At 64.6% G+C, this 13,648-nt stretch carries 11 protein-coding genes; 2 read left to right on the top strand and 9 right to left on the bottom strand.

Translation table 11 applies throughout. The annotated features are described in order from the left end of the window. Positions 1-107: 107 nt before the first annotated feature. The 6 genes from ACN2C8_RS04380 to ACN2C8_RS04355 all read right to left on the bottom strand — a co-directional run bounded on the left by ACN2C8_RS04380 (position 108) and on the right by ACN2C8_RS04355 (position 8,530). On the bottom strand, positions 108-2,096 hold the full coding sequence (locus ACN2C8_RS04380) for a cellulase family glycosylhydrolase (protein WP_419254618.1): 1,989 nt from the start codon (positions 2,094-2,096) through the stop codon (positions 108-110). A gap of 324 nt (positions 2,097-2,420) precedes the next feature. Then, positions 2,421-3,086, bottom strand: coding sequence for a glutathione S-transferase family protein (locus tag ACN2C8_RS04375; protein ID WP_419254617.1), 666 nt, complete (start codon positions 3,084-3,086; stop codon positions 2,421-2,423). Next, on the bottom strand, positions 3,086-4,804 hold the full coding sequence (locus ACN2C8_RS04370; protein WP_419254616.1) for a class I adenylate-forming enzyme family protein: 1,719 nt from the start codon (positions 4,802-4,804) through the stop codon (positions 3,086-3,088). The genes ACN2C8_RS04375 and ACN2C8_RS04370 overlap by 1 nt, the downstream gene beginning before the upstream one ends. Positions 4,805-5,000: 196 nt before the next feature. Continuing rightward, entirely contained in the window at positions 5,001-6,143 is a 1,143-nt protein-coding gene (locus tag ACN2C8_RS04365; RefSeq protein ID WP_419254615.1) for a zinc-binding dehydrogenase, read from the bottom strand. Between the two features lie 50 nt (positions 6,144-6,193). Next, positions 6,194-6,331 carry a hypothetical protein gene (locus tag ACN2C8_RS04360; protein WP_419254614.1) on the bottom strand — a complete coding sequence of 46 codons (138 nt, stop codon included), beginning with the start codon at positions 6,329-6,331 and terminating at the stop codon, positions 6,194-6,196. A 96-nt stretch (positions 6,332-6,427) separates the two neighbouring features. Beyond that, positions 6,428-8,530 carry a penicillin acylase family protein gene (locus tag ACN2C8_RS04355; protein ID WP_419254613.1) on the bottom strand — a complete coding sequence of 701 codons (2,103 nt, stop codon included), beginning with the start codon at positions 8,528-8,530 and terminating at the stop codon, positions 6,428-6,430. 324 nt (positions 8,531-8,854) lie between these two features. Between ACN2C8_RS04355 and ACN2C8_RS04350 the strand changes: the two genes are divergently transcribed. Beyond that, a complete protein-coding gene (locus ACN2C8_RS04350) occupies positions 8,855-9,043 on the top strand; it encodes a DUF6538 domain-containing protein (RefSeq protein WP_419254612.1) in 189 nt (62 codons plus the stop codon). A 359-nt stretch (positions 9,044-9,402) separates the two neighbouring features. Beyond that, the gene (locus tag ACN2C8_RS04345) at positions 9,403-10,455 is read left to right on the top strand and encodes a methyltransferase domain-containing protein (RefSeq protein ID WP_419254611.1); all 1,053 of its coding nucleotides are present in this window, start codon (positions 9,403-9,405) and stop codon (positions 10,453-10,455) included. Between the two features lie 286 nt (positions 10,456-10,741). Here the strand turns inward: ACN2C8_RS04345 and ACN2C8_RS04340 are convergent, their stop codons facing one another. From ACN2C8_RS04340 to ACN2C8_RS04330, 3 genes are all read right to left on the bottom strand, one after another. Further along, a complete protein-coding gene (locus ACN2C8_RS04340; RefSeq protein ID WP_419254610.1) occupies positions 10,742-11,419 on the bottom strand; it encodes a DUF2189 domain-containing protein in 678 nt (225 codons plus the stop codon). 385 nt (positions 11,420-11,804) lie between these two features. After that, positions 11,805-12,281, bottom strand: a complete 477-nt coding sequence (locus ACN2C8_RS04335) for a MarR family winged helix-turn-helix transcriptional regulator (RefSeq protein WP_419254609.1) — start codon at positions 12,279-12,281, stop codon at positions 11,805-11,807. Continuing rightward, a complete protein-coding gene (locus ACN2C8_RS04330; protein ID WP_419254608.1) occupies positions 12,274-13,410 on the bottom strand; it encodes an Acg family FMN-binding oxidoreductase in 1,137 nt (378 codons plus the stop codon). Before ACN2C8_RS04330 ends, ACN2C8_RS04335 begins: the two co-directional genes overlap by 8 nt. Between the last annotated feature and the right edge of the window lie 238 nt (positions 13,411-13,648).

Genomic DNA, 13,648 nt, shown 5'->3' with positions numbered 1-13,648 from the left:
TAGCGGCCGGGGAAGAGCCCGCCACCCATCTCTGTGCCAACAGCGGACCCAAGGTCCACTACCGAAAAGGCGACATGCAGCACAAAGTGCTCTCCGCCGTCGATCAATCAGCGGCCTAACGGTTTCAACACAGCCAGATTGCCATCTTGAAAATCCGGACTTTTGCTTCTGGAGATGTCGACCGAAATGGTCCGCAACACTGGGTTGGGCCCAAAGCCCAGAGTGACCGTCTGATTCCCATGGACGCATTGGGCGTCTTCTTCTCCCGCGATGGTAACGACGGGTCGAGGCCCGAAAACGTCACGCGGCAGGAAGACCTCCGTCGGTCCAAACACGGCGGGGTCGATCCGGAGTTCGAACGAGAACCAGCCCTCGACGGCATTGAAGCGTTGGCTCAGCAACTCGCCCTGGGCCCGGCGCACATAGGGCCGACGGAAGCCCGCCACGCCCCGGCCTCCGTCGTGGGCGCCTGTGACCTGGTCGGATGACCAGATGGAGAGGTCCTCCTGGTTCCAACCGTCGCCGATCGCCACATCATTACGGTTGGACACGGTGTAGTTCCACTGTGTCGAGCTGAGCAGTAGCCGATCCATCGCATTGTACATGAGCGACAGCGCTTCGACGTGGGTTTCCCAGATGGCCTCGCTGTGCTCCCCGGCCGCCCAGCGGGCGTATGCGCCGCCCTGGTTCAGATCGAAGGGCAGACCGAACTCGCCGATCAGGGTTGGCGCGCCGCCCGGAATAGCGTCACCGAGGGCCCTCAGCCGCGACAGCTGGCTTACATAAGCGTCCTCAATCGCCTGTCGCCCTATTAGCGGTTCGCCCGTTAGCGGATTGACGGACCGCTCTGGGTCGAAGCGCTTGGTGACCAGGGCGGCGAGATCATACCAGTGGCTGGCGTTGACCGTGCGCTCCGGCAGCCCGTCCGGAAACCCATGGGCCCCGGTCAGAGCGGCGAAGGGATCGACCTCTGCGAATAGCAACCAGTCGTCCCGAACGCCCCGGACAGTCGCCGCCACCTCCCGGAAGAAGGGGGCCATGAAATCCTTCTCGGCGCTGATCTGACGGCCGTCCAAGGCTGCGAAATGGTCGGGTTTTAGCGCGACAGGTTGCCCCGCGTCGTCGATGTCCCACACGCCCGCCTGTCGAAACGGGTCCTCGTGGCTCGGCAGCCAGATCGAGACCCCGTTTGGATTGATCTCGCGCCGGCCCGTCTCGCCCTGGCCGAAGCTGTGGACAGGCAAAGTCCGGGCATGACCCGAGGCGGCGGCGAGACCGGCGAGCGGTGTCCACGCCAGACCCGAGAGGGTGCGGCCCGGATCGTCAAGCGTCCGACCAATCCAGCCCGACCCTGGCTCGTTGAGTGTGTCGAAGCCTATCACATGGTCCAGATCGGCCACCCGTTCGGCGACCGCACGCATCGATCCGAGGTAGCGATCCCGGAGCCAGCGCCCGGCGTTGACCCCTTCGATCCGGAAGTCAGGCGCAAACGCCTCACCGCCGAAGAAGAGCGTCCACATGAAGCCATTGGCGGGCATCCGGTAGTTGGAGGCCCAGCTCATCTGCGGATAGGCATCCTGGAGACCGCCGACAGCCGGGTCATAGCGGTACTGCATGACGTGAGCTGCGTCGGCGGCGTGGAATTTTGTGAAGTCCAGTCCGACGGCCTCGAAGGTCCAGCCCGGCGCGCCGTCGCCACCGCTCATCCGGCTCCAGACGTCCTGGTGGAAGTCAATGAAGACATACAGGCCATGGGCGCCCGCCCTGGCGCAGACGGCAGCGAAGTAGTCGAGATAGGCGTCGTCGTAGTCGCCTGGACCGGCATGCTCGATCGCCTCCCAGGTCGTGAGCAGCCGCAGGCAGTTGAAGCCCCAACCAGCGATCCGGGCCAGGTGGGCATCCGCCTCTTCAAGCGGAAAGGGCCGCCCCACAAAGCTGACCGTACGATGGTCGCTGAACTCGGTCGGACGCCAGGTGTGGCCGTCCGGCGAGACCGGCACCTTGCAGTCACCGCCGAGGTTCACCCCACGCAACAGGACGTGGCGGCCATCGGAATCGACGAACCGCGACCCCCGCATGGATAGGCGAGACAACATGACACGATCTCTTATTCAGAAAAGAAGCGGCGGCGGGGCCAGGCCCCGAGCGTTGTCAGGTTAACCTGGCTGGCCAAGCTCAAATCGCAAGAGATAATCTCTATGCGGCCACGGCTTCACTCCAGACACGCATGGCTTCTCCGCGAAACTGGCGAAGGGTCTGGCGGCGAGGCCCATGCCGCCTGGGCCGCTTGCGCAGCCTAAACCCCGGCTCATAGCGCCGTCGTTTGGCCACCAATACTAACCTGACAAGCCTGCCGGGGATCACGTCGTCGGATTGCATGACTGGTCCCGGAGATTGTCAACGAAAAGGGTGGTGCGCGATCACGCCTGCGGCTCAACGGCCGCGGGGTGGATCAGTTCAGGAGGGACGCCATCTGCGGGTCGCCCTTCTGCATCGCTCTGCGATAGCCCGGCCGCTCGCCTATGATTTTTGAGATAGGACAGAATGTTGGGATAGGGCGACAGATCGCGCGGAAAGAAGACGCGCATGGTGGTCAGGTTGAAGACCATGATGATGTCGGCCGCCGTCAACTCGTCTCCAGCGAAATAGGCCGAGGCGCCGAGCCGCGCCTCTACCAGCGTCCAGGCGCGCTCGGAACGCGCCCGCATGAACTGGGCGCGCGGGCTTTCCTCGCCGCCGTCCCGCGGCGCGCCGGTCTGGCTGGGCAGCATCGAGGCGTTGGCGAAGTGGAACCAGAACAGGTAGTCGGCGAAGTTCGGGGCGTCCGGGGCCACTGCCAGCCGGCCAGCGCCGTACCTGCCGATGATGTACTCCATGATCGCGCCAGACTCGGGCAGGACCACATCGCCGTCCGTGATGATCGGCGCGGTGCCCAGCGGATGCAGCGCCTTGTACTCCGGCGGCGCTGGACCCCGGCCCGGTGGAACCCGATCATAGTGCTTAAGCACGTAGTCGATCCCCAGCTCCTCGCAGAGCCAGACGATGCGTTCCGACTGTGAAACGCCTAGATGATGAACTGTCAGCATTATGAACCTGCGACGATGTCGGAGAGGGCGGATTGGGTGGTCGCCGCGGCGGCCGCTTGGCGTTGCGCCGCTTCGTCCCGAAGCTGACGCTTGAAAATCTTTCCCGACGCGATGCGCGGCAACGGAGCGTCGGAGAAGTAGAAGTACCGAGGAATCTCGAACCGCGCGAGGCGGGGCTCGAGAAATGACCTCAAGGCAGACTCCTCCAGATCGGCACGCGTGTAGAGCGCCGCGCCGACCTCTTCTCCCAGGCGTTCGTCCGGTACGCCGTAGACGCTCGCTTCGAGGATCTCGGGGTGTTCCAGCAGGGCGGCCTCCACCGCGCCGCAGCCGATGTTCTCGCCGCCGCGGATCACCAGATCCTTGATACGGTCGACGATGTAGACAAAGCCCTCGTCGTCCACGTAGGCCACGTCCCCGGTGCGCATCCAGCCGTCCACGAAGGTCTCGGCGTTGGCCTCGGGCCGGTTCCAGTAACCGCGCATGATCGAAGCGCCGCGGATCTGCAGCTCACCCCGCGTCCCGGGCGGCTGGGCCACCCCGTCCTCGTCGACGATGCGGATGTCCAGCACGCCCGACACCCGCCCCGAACTGGCCGGGTGGGCCAGGTAGTCCGCGCCGGCGATGCTGGTGCCGATGGCGTTGGTTTCGGTCATGCCCCAGCCGGTGTTGGGCGCGGCGTTGGGGAAGGCCTTGTCGATGGCGCGGACCTGCTCCGGGGCGCGCGAGGCCCCGCCCCCGCCCACAGCGATCAGCGAGCTCAGGTCGCGGCCCTCGCGCCGGGCGATCTCCACCAGGTCGCCGGTCACCGCCGGCGGCCCGTTGAAGCCGGTGATCGTCTCGCGCTCGATGATCTCGACGGCCTGGGCCGGATCCCATTTGTACATGCAGACCAGCCTGCGCTGCGCGCGGAAGCACTGCAGCAGGCTGACGTGCAGGCCCGAGACGTGGAACAGCGGGATGGCCAGCAGCGCCGCCGGCTGCGACCCGCCCACAATGGGCGCGAAGCCCGCCAGCATCCCGGCCTGAGCGTCCAGCTCCCAGGAGAACAGCGCCGACAGGATGTTGCGGTGCGTCGAGACCGCCCCTTTGGGATGGCCCGTCGAGCCGGAGGTGTAGAGCATGATGGCGTCGTCGTCGGGCCCGATCTGGCGCTCGGGCGGGGCGGCGTCGCCCGCCCCGGCCATTACCTCGTCATAGCCGCGCACGCCCGGCGCCAGGGCCTTGGTCGCCCGCACTGCGATCACCGCCAACCCCGTAGGCGCATTCTCGCAGGCGGCCAGCCGGTCCAGCCGCTCCTGGTCGGCCAGCAGCAGCTTGGCCCCTGAGTCCTTCAGCCCGTACTCCATCTCGTGCGGCTGCCACAGCGCGTTCATCGCCACCGCGATCGCCCCGATGGAGGTAGCTGCCATAAAACCGAGGATCCATTCCGGATAGTTGCGCATGGAAATAGCGACCCGGTCGCCCTTCCCCACGCCATAGTCGCGAGCCATCACCGCAGCGAGCTTCCGGGACGCCTGCCAGGCCTCCTCAAAGGTCAAGCGCTCGTCCTCGTAGACGATGAACGGCAGGTCGCTGCGCCCAGCCTCGAACAGGGCCCGCAGGTTGGCCGGCGCATTCTTGAAGGTCCGCACGCGCCGCCCCAGCGCCTCGATCTCCACCAGCTCATAGGGTAGCCCCTCGCCGGTCAGCTGGGCCAGCGCTTCGATCCTGTTCACGTCTCAATCCCCAATTTTCCAAATTATCACCAGGCAAGGCGCGGCCGGCCCAAGCCGAGACGTAGGCGCCTCCGTTGGCGTGGATCACCTGGCCTTGAATAAACGCCGCGTCCTCCCCGCCCACCGGGGCCAGCGACGGAACCAGATACCGCATCAAGATCTCCGCCATCGCACTGAAGGCGTCGGACGACGCGCTCTAGCCGGCGGCCTTATTGGGGTTGATCAGGAACTTCTCGCCCGTGGCGCGACGGCTGTAGGCGGCGATGACCTCGGGACGGAGCGCCTCGGCGAGCGAGATTTCCGCGGTGTAGTGACTGGCGAAGGTCGTCTTCAGCTCGCGGGCCACCCGCTCGCGCAGGGCTTGGCTGGCTTCGGGCCCGATCTTCATCAGGAAGGGCATCAACAGCCAACCGCCGACCCCCCAGGACATCCCAAAGCCCCGATTGAGCGTCGTCGGTGAGGTGTCCAGACCACCATAGATGTAAGCTTGCTTGTGGACCGTCGAGCCATAGCGGCTGTAGCTCTTGGCCGTCTTGTTGGCCGCAACCTCCATGGCCGTCAAAATCTGGCCGACCAGCTTGCCGCCGCCGATGGCGTCGAAGGCCAGGGTCGCGCCGGTCGTCACCAACGCCTCGGTAAGCGCCTCCGTAAAGTTCGGCGAAGTCGAGTCGACGATGTGGGCGGCGCCGATTTCCCGCAGGATCGCAGCCTGCTCCGGGCTCCTGACGATGTTCACCAGCGCGACGCCATCGGCCAGGCAGACCTTGTTCAGCATCTGGCCGAGGTTGGATGCGGCGGCGGTGTGGACAAGCGCCGTATGACCTTCGCGGCGCATGGTCTCGACCATACCCAACGACGTGAGCGGATTGACGAAGCATGAGGCGCCCTCGGCTGCGGTCGTTCCCTCAGGCAGCCGCAGACAGTCAGAGGCCTTCACAGTGCGGTACTGGGCATATGTCGCCCCGCCGAAGATCGCCACGGTTTGGCCCAGCAGCTCCTGGGCTTCGGCGCCGGCCGCCACGACCACGCCCGCGCCCTCGTTGCCGACAGGCAGGGAGTCATCGAGACGCGCGGTCATGGCCTTCAGGAACTGAGGCGGAACGGTGGCGGTCAGAACCGGACGGTCCGCCGTGCCGCTGGCCTTGGCGGTGGAAAGGTCTGCGGGGCCAAGGAGTAGGCCGAGATCCGAAGGGTTGATCGGCGCGCCTTCGATGCGAACCACAACTTCGTCTGGGCCTGGTGCGGGGACTTCGACTTGGGCGAGCGACAGTTCGAGTTCGCCGCTCGCTTTCAGGAGGGAGCGCAGCTGCAGTCCGACGGTCGGGATGGGTTGGCTCATTTGGGTTTCCAATGCGGGATCGGGATGGGACATAGGGGCGGCGCGCCGGGTCAGTCGGCGACGTGGATAAGCATCTTGCCGGCGTTCTGGCCTTCGAAGAGGCCGATCAGCCCTTCGGGTGCGCGCTCGAAGCTGTCCAGGATCGTCTCCCGATATTTTATTGCGCCGCACTTCAGCCAACCGGTCATGTCGGCCAAGCGAGCAGGGGTAAGGCGCGATGTTCTGGATAGTGACGGCTGCTGCTTCTCTCGCCTGAGGTCGTCCACGCCATCACGTCAATCAGTCTACTGGCCGGGCCGATAGGTTCGCTCAATGTGGCCCTTCAGGTCTTCCGGATAGAAGTACACGTCTCTCAGGTTACCGAGGCTGTAGAGCAGTGCCTGGTCGTTGAAGTGCGGCGAGGCCGGGTCGCCGCTTTCGCCACCGGCGGAGACCGCGCGGGCGCGCACCCTTTCGCCGAACTCGACCACAGCTACGAAGCTGTTGCCGGAGGCGCCGTAGTACTTCTTGGTCCCCGGCCAGCGCTTGGCGCCGAAAGAGGCCAGTGAGCCCCATTGAGCCGAGGTGAAGGGTACGGGAAGACTGGGACCTGCATCGTCAAACGGTTGGACGATGTCACCGGTCAGGCGCTGGAAGCGATTGATCTGGCCCCAGGGCGTGCGCCAGGAGCCGAAATCGGCGGTCAGGCGATCAGACGCCTCGACCAGGGCCTTCAGCTTCTCGTCCGGCGTCGCCAGCTCCGCCATGTAATCATAGACATTGCCGCCCTTGAGCTTGGCCGCGGGCGCCGCCGTTGTCCAAAGTGCCTCGCCCCAGAAGACCGCCAGCGAGGTAGCCTCGGACTTGGCTGACCATTTGAAGTCCCAGGCCTTCAAGAGGGCGATCGGTTCGGCCAGCTTGGCTTTCAGCGGGTCATCGGCCGTTGCGGCGTCATAGGCTGCTGTCAGTGACGGGATCAGCCGCGCGAAGGCGGTCAGATAGGGGTCATAGGCGGCGCCGATCAGGCCGGGCAGTGTGAAGTCCTTGCGGCCCTCGAGCACCCGGATGGCATGAAGGCCGCGCGGGTTCTCGCCGAAAGTGTCCATATAGCGTGGGAAGGCGGCTTGCCGGGGGCTGTCGGGGCCCGCCGCCGAATAGGGCCAGTTATTGGTGTTCATCGCCCAGCCGGTCGAGGGGTTCACGACTTGCGGCACCTCGTCCAGCCCATGCAGGCCCTTCCAGTCCGTGGCGGGATCAGCCCCGTCGACGGGCTGGGTGTAGTCGAAGCGGTCGTCTCGGCGGGGGATGAACTGCGGATGGAGATAGGCGATCGTGCCCTTGGAGTCGGCGAACAGCGTATTGTTCGACGAGTTGGCCTTCAGGTTCGCGACGTCCATGAAGGCCGCAAAATCCGTGGCCTTGGTGCGGAGGAACGACTGTTTCAGGGCTGCCACCGGCTTGTTCATCAGGGCGACGCTGATCCACTTGCCGCCGGCCTCGCGGACTATCGGGCCGTGGTGAGTGCGATAGACCGTGAACCGCCGCTCAGATTTCGAGCCGTCTGCGGCCTTGTAGGGCACGACGATGACCTCGCTGGTGACCGGACGTAGCGCCTTGCCATACTGGTAGAAACGCTTGCCGTCCTTCTCGACCAGGGTTTCGGCAAACTCGTCGACAACGTCGACACCGCTGGAAGTATGCATCCAGCCGGCCTTGGCATTGAAGCCCTGGTAAATGAAGAACTGGCCCCAGGTCGTAGCGCCATAGGCGTTCAGGCCCTGATCACTGCTGACCTGCTGTTCGGAGCGGAAGAAAAACGAGGTGTGCGGATTGATCAGCAGCAGAGCATTCCCGGCCAGGGTATTGCCCGGTGCGATGGCGATGCCGTTCGAGCCGGTAGGTTCGCGAAAGGTCAGACCGGCTTCGTCGACGCTCAGCACCACCTCACGCTTGCCATAGAAGGCTTCCAGCTGGCTGAGCGAGACCCGCTCGATGTCGCCGCCGATGCTGCCTTCCGAAAAGCTGAGGGCCATCCACGGCTCAAATCGGCTGATGGTCCTGGGTTTTACCTCGGGATGGGTGGCGAGGTAGAAGTTCAGCCCGTCGGCCCAGCCGTTCATCAGGGCCTTCAGCCACGCGGGGCTAGCCGCATAGTCGGCTTTCAACCGCACAGGATCGATGAACAGCCGCTGGCGCAGGTCGCTCCAGATGGCCTTTTCACCGTCGGCCTCTGCCGTTCGGCCCAGCGCGGTGATGTAGTTGGTTTCGATGCGATTGAAGTCGTCTTCTGCCTGGGCATAGATCATGCCGAACACGGCGTCTGCGTCGGTCTTGCCGTGAACATGGGCGATGCCCCAGGTATCGCGGGTGATCTCGACCCCGGCGGCCCGGGTCTTGAGCCGTTGCATATCGTCAGCAGCGTGTGCGGGAAGCGAAAGCCCCCCCAGAAGCGCAACCCATGCCAGCCTGCTGAAGAAACCCATGCGCGCCCCTCGGACCTGCAAACATCCAGACCCCGTCAGCATCTCTATTGGAGGCTCGGCCGTTTGCCAAACCTCGCAAGCCAGCCTTGCCCTATTCCGGCGGGCAGCCCTTGGATTTGCTGACCTTTACGCCCAGCGAGTCCAGCGCGCGGATGCCCTTGGCGTTGGACTGACAGCGCCGCAACGCACCCCCAAAATTCCCTCAATTTCCAGCATGGAAAGGGAACGCCGGAAAATCAATGACTTACAATGCCGAAGCGATCTGTGTCCGTTACACTTGATACGGAGCAACGGATGCCAATGGGCACTGTTCGGCGTGGTGCGTCATACGCAATACGCCGCGTCATCCCGAAGGATTTAAAGGCGCACTTCGGACGCGAGGTTGACGTCAAAACTCTCGGGACCACTGACTTTGCAGAGGCCAAGAGCGGCTCGTGAAACGGTGGGCTGAATACGATGACATGTTCGCTGAGGCCCGCGCAGAGCTCGCAGCGGCGCCGGCCGCGATGCCAAGCTCCGCAACGCAACCAGGACCGCCAGCTCAGCGGCACAGACCTCTGCCGCGAACGACGCTCAGCCGGCCTGGCCAAGTGGCGCGCGGTCAAGGGTAGGGCCCGGTCGAGGTTGGGAGCATTGCGCCCAACCAGAGGCGAGTTGACCTTGGACTGCCAGCGCCCCTGAGGTCGCCCCAGCGGGGCATCTGGTTCCGCGCCCTGTTCCAACTCAATCGCGGCTGTAACCGATTGCCCCTTCAAACCGAACTCTCCTAAAAACGACTTCAACGCTAGGAGCATGAGTTGGACGACGCTAGCCTCACGAACGCGCAAGACTACTACGGCAAGGTGCTCAAGGGGTCCGGAGACCTTCGAACCGACGCCTGCTGCACAACTGACGCGCCCCCGCCGGCCGTTCGGCGCGCTTTGGCCAATGTCCATGACGATGTAAGGGCGCGTTACTACGGCTGCGGGCTGGTCGCGCCTCCGGCGATCGAGGGCGCTCGGATCCTCGACCTTGGATCCGGCTCGGGTCAGGACTGCTATGTCCTGGCCCAGCTGATTGGTCCGACGGGTCAGATTGTGGGCGTCGATGGAACGCCCGAGCAGCTGGAGCTGGCGCGCTCCCACCTCGACTGGCATCGCGACCGCTTCGGATATGACCGGTCAAACGTGCATTTCATCGGCGGGGACATTGCCCATCTCGGCGAACTGGACCTGGAGCCGGCATCCTTCGATGTCATCGTGTCCAACTGCGTCATTAACCTGGTCGAGGACAAGGCCGCCGTCTTTGGCGCCGTCTATGACCTCCTCAAGCCCGGCGGCGAGCTGTATTTTTCAGACGTCTACGCCGACCGGCGCGTCCCGGATGCGCTTCGGCGCGACCCCGTGCTGCATGGGGAATGCCTTGGTGGCGCGCTCTACTGGGGCGACTTCCTGCGCCAGGCCAAGGCCGCCGGCTTTGGTGACCCTCGCCTCGTCGCCGATCGCCCCCTCATCGTTGGTGATCCACTGGTGGAGCTGGCGGTGGCGCCCATCCGCTTTTTCTCCGCCACCTGGCGCCTGTTCAAACTCGATAGTCTGGAAACCGCCTGCGAGGACTATGGCCAAGCCGTTCGTTATCGGGGCGGGATCAGCGGCTTTGAAAAAACCTTCGTCCTCGACAGGCACCACACCTTCGAAGTGGGGCGCATCACACCGGTCTGCGGCAACACCTGGCGTATTCTGCAGGAGAGCCGGTTCGGCTCGAATTTCGAGTATTTCGGCGACTTCGATCGGCACCTCGGCATCTTCAAGGGCTGCGGGACTGACCTGCCGTTTTCGACACCCACGGACAGCACGGCGGCCTGTTGCTGATGTCCCTGGCCGTCACCTGCTAGCGGTCGCGACCGTCTTGGGGAGCGCGGGGGCTTCATCTTCACACGCCAGGAGATGAGGGTCGAGGAAGCAACATGGGATTACGGTAGAGACTACGGGGACAGTGAACTGAATTCACGACAGCCCGATTCAGCCCCAGGCTCGCGCTTGGCTCGACGTCAGTTCGTGCATTGTCCCCGTAATCTCTACCGTAATCTCACCGAACCGTGTCCAGCCCCAACGTCCAGTACAGACGGCGTATATAGCTGACAGCACCAACGGGCCGTCAGTTGTCATCCACAAGGCTGCGGTAGGCGCGCCAACTGGCGAGGCCCAGCCAGGGAAAGACGAAGACCAGGGCGAGAAATCCCGTCGCGGCGGAGAGTAGAAGGAGGGCGGCGATGATCCCCGCCCAGAGCAGCAGCGGGAAGAAGTTGGCGTTGACGGCGCGCACGCTGGTCGCCACCGCCTCGAAAACGCTGGCCTGGGGGTTGAGCAGCATCGGCGCGGAGACGACCATCAGGGCGTAGGTCACGAAGGCCAGAGCTCCGCCGGTCAAGGTTCCGGTCAGCAGCATGACCCGCCCGTCACTGGAGCCCAGGGCAAAGGCCACCAGAGCGTCCACGGTGGGGTGGCTCTGATAGGTCGACAGGCCGTAGACGATCTGGGCGACCCGACCCCAGAGGAAATAGATCAGCACCAGAAGCAGGCTGAGATAGGCGACGTCCTGGCGAAAGGCCGACCGGACGAAAAGAATCTGCATCAGGGCGGGGCGCTCTCCCAGTTCGATCCGTCGGCCGGCTTCATAGGGACCCATGGCCAGGATCGGGGCGACGATGACGAACCCGGCGGTCAGGGCGAGGACCCAGAATGCGCCATTGGTGGCATAGACGCCGTAACAAAGTGCAAAACTCGCGGCCGCGACGCCCAGACCGTAAACCAACAGCGGCACTGGCGCTTTCATCAGGTCCCCCCAGCCTTCGGCCAGCCAGCCGAAAGGCGCCGAAAGGCGTATCGTCCTGATGGCCGGCAGCCTCCGGGGTGCGTCCATGATGGGCTCCGCTCGCCTTTGAGGATGGTTTCTGAGCGGCAAGGATGTCGCCGATCCGCAACGCTGGCAAGCATCGGGATGACTCTCGGGATAACGGGGATAACGGTGACAGTGCACTCAATGCCCGCTTCGGCCTGCACCCCTGCCTGGTGGGACTGAACGCCTAGCCTGACCGGCGCTTCAGAGCTTCAAGGAAGGCCAGGTCGCCTGCCCGCCGATGGTCTCCGCGTGACGCTGGGTCAAAGACCGTGCCGGATGTTCGTTATTCCCCGCTACGCCGATAGCCGCGGCCACCCCGTCATTCCAGCCGGTTCTGGTCCAGCCAGGCCCGGACCCGCTCGATCTGCGGCAACAGGAGCTCCACCATGTCCCTGGGAATAGCGCCCGTGGCCTGCTCGAGGAACGGAAAGGCGGCGCGCATCGACTCCTCGCGGGCGGCCCTGCCCTTGGGCGTGAGCAGCACCCGCTTCGAACGGCCATCGACGGCATCCGGCTCAAGCCGGATGAAGCCCTTCTCCTCTAGCCTTGCCAGTGTGCTGGTCATCGTACCGCGGGTGACCTGAAGGACGGCGGCAAGCTGGGCCGGCGTCCTGTTGTCACCCATGCGCACGCTGTGGTTCAGGACCGTGAATTGCGCGCGTGTCAGGCCATGCGGCAGCACGCGTTCAAAGGCCGTTTCCGCCAATTGGTTGATGATGCCGATTTCGGTGAGCAGGCGGAACAGCAGTTGCTCATGCGAGGGCTGGCCGGAATCGGGCTCCGCAGGCTCAGGCAAGATGCGCTTCCAGTCCGCGTCGAGGTGTCGGCCCAACCTTGGGGCCATAGCCGATACGATAGAGCATCTGGATGCGCTTGCCACCGGCCATCAGGTCATGGACCTCGCGGTACAGGTCCTTCATCTCGGCATATTCCTGCAGCGACTGGCTCCACGGATGGACGCCGAGCCCAAGGCTGGTAGCCTTCAGATTGATCCGGACATAGGCGCGACCGGCGTTGATCTGGTCAGTCCGTGACCGGTTCTCGTTCGTGATCCAGCCAAAGGCGCGCGCGGACAAAGCCATGGAGCCATAGAGCTCCAGTCCCTGCTGGAAGGCCGTCGACTTCGGATCCGCAAGGGTCTCCCGCGTCATGAAACCCAGCAGCCGCCCGGCCTCGAAGATCGGCCCCTCCAGCTCGATGCCGTCCGGATTGGCCGACACTTCGGCTGCACCAATCCGCATCAGATCTACTGATTCCTGGTTGGTCGCCGGCGTTGTCACCTCTTTCTGGTGTCCGCGCCACGTCAGGTCACGCAGGCGCTCGGCCAGATTGGTGTTGCCGATGGTCTCCGAGGACGCGCCGAACAGGCGTCCGGCCTCGGCCATCTGCTGCAGCGCAGGGGCCGGAACGTCCCGGGGTTCATAGACTTCCTTGTTCGAGCGCCGGGCGAGGACTTGCGCAAACAGCGGGTCGGGACTGCCGCCGCCCTTCCTGAAGGACACGTGCGCAACGGGCCGCTGGTCGAGCGTCTTCATGTCCTCGCCGTCCGGGAAGGGCGTGACCGTCGCATCATAGCCGTCCTGTGCGGCGGCCAGGACCAGCAGTTCGAGGAAGGCGCCGCAACCGATGGTGATCTGGCGGTCGAAGGGGTCGGTGGCCGGCAGGCGGCGCTGGAGATCGCAGTAGAGCGTAAGGGCGTCCTGCCCTTCGAGCCTGACGAGCCAAGGCTGGCGGTTGTGCGGGTTGGGTGCAAGCAAGGCATAGGACAGCGCGCGGCGACGGAACTCGGTGTCCTTGCCGGCCTTGCGCCAGGGTTCGCGCGCGGCCTCGGAGGGGCCGCTCATGCCAATGACGCCGCCGCCGGCCACCGCCGCCAATACGACGCCGCCCCCGATCAACTTCAGAACATTACGACGCGATGTCATGAACGACGCCTTTCATTTGATACCATACTATATTGATTTGATACCAAACCTTTGTCAAGGCCAGGCTACGGGGGCCTGCTTTTCATAGGCTGGACATGTTGTCCGGGGCTGGGGGCCGGATCCCTGCCTGGATCACCCCGCGCCCGCGTTCAGCGCCTGGCCCCCTGATGAAACGCGGCATGGCTTGCCGCGTCGCTGACACCGCCGCATAAATCCCTATGGCTCCAAGCCGGGCGCG

It is taken from the genome of Caulobacter sp. ErkDOM-C, assembly GCF_048541825.1.
Lineage (GTDB): Bacteria > Pseudomonadota > Alphaproteobacteria > Caulobacterales > Caulobacteraceae > Caulobacter.
The sequence above is the reverse complement of the archived record's forward strand: the minus strand, read 5'-3'. Positions and strand labels throughout refer to the sequence as shown.

What these genes read in the sequence shown, in the direction of transcription:
- ACN2C8_RS04365 (WP_419254615.1), bottom strand. Translation starts at nt 6,143, where the DNA reads ATGAGCCAACCCATCCCGACCGTCGGACTGCAGCTGCGCTCCCTCCTG.
- ACN2C8_RS04340 (WP_419254610.1), bottom strand. Translation starts at nt 11,419, where the DNA reads ATGAAAGCGCCAGTGCCGCTGTTGGTTTACGGTCTGGGCGTCGCGGCC.
- ACN2C8_RS04375 (WP_419254617.1), bottom strand. Translation starts at nt 3,086, where the DNA reads ATGCTGACAGTTCATCATCTAGGCGTTTCACAGTCGGAACGCATCGTC.
- ACN2C8_RS04360 (WP_419254614.1), bottom strand. Translation starts at nt 6,331, where the DNA reads ATGACCGGTTGGCTGAAGTGCGGCGCAATAAAATATCGGGAGACGATC.
- ACN2C8_RS04355 (WP_419254613.1), bottom strand. Translation starts at nt 8,530, where the DNA reads ATGCAACGGCTCAAGACCCGGGCCGCCGGGGTCGAGATCACCCGCGAT.
- ACN2C8_RS04330 (WP_419254608.1), bottom strand. Translation starts at nt 13,410, where the DNA reads ATGACATCGCGTCGTAATGTTCTGAAGTTGATCGGGGGCGGCGTCGTA.
- ACN2C8_RS04380 (WP_419254618.1), bottom strand. Translation starts at nt 2,096, where the DNA reads ATGTTGTCTCGCCTATCCATGCGGGGGTCGCGGTTCGTCGATTCCGAT.
- ACN2C8_RS04350 (WP_419254612.1), top strand. Translation starts at nt 8,855, where the DNA reads ATGCCGAAGCGATCTGTGTCCGTTACACTTGATACGGAGCAACGGATG.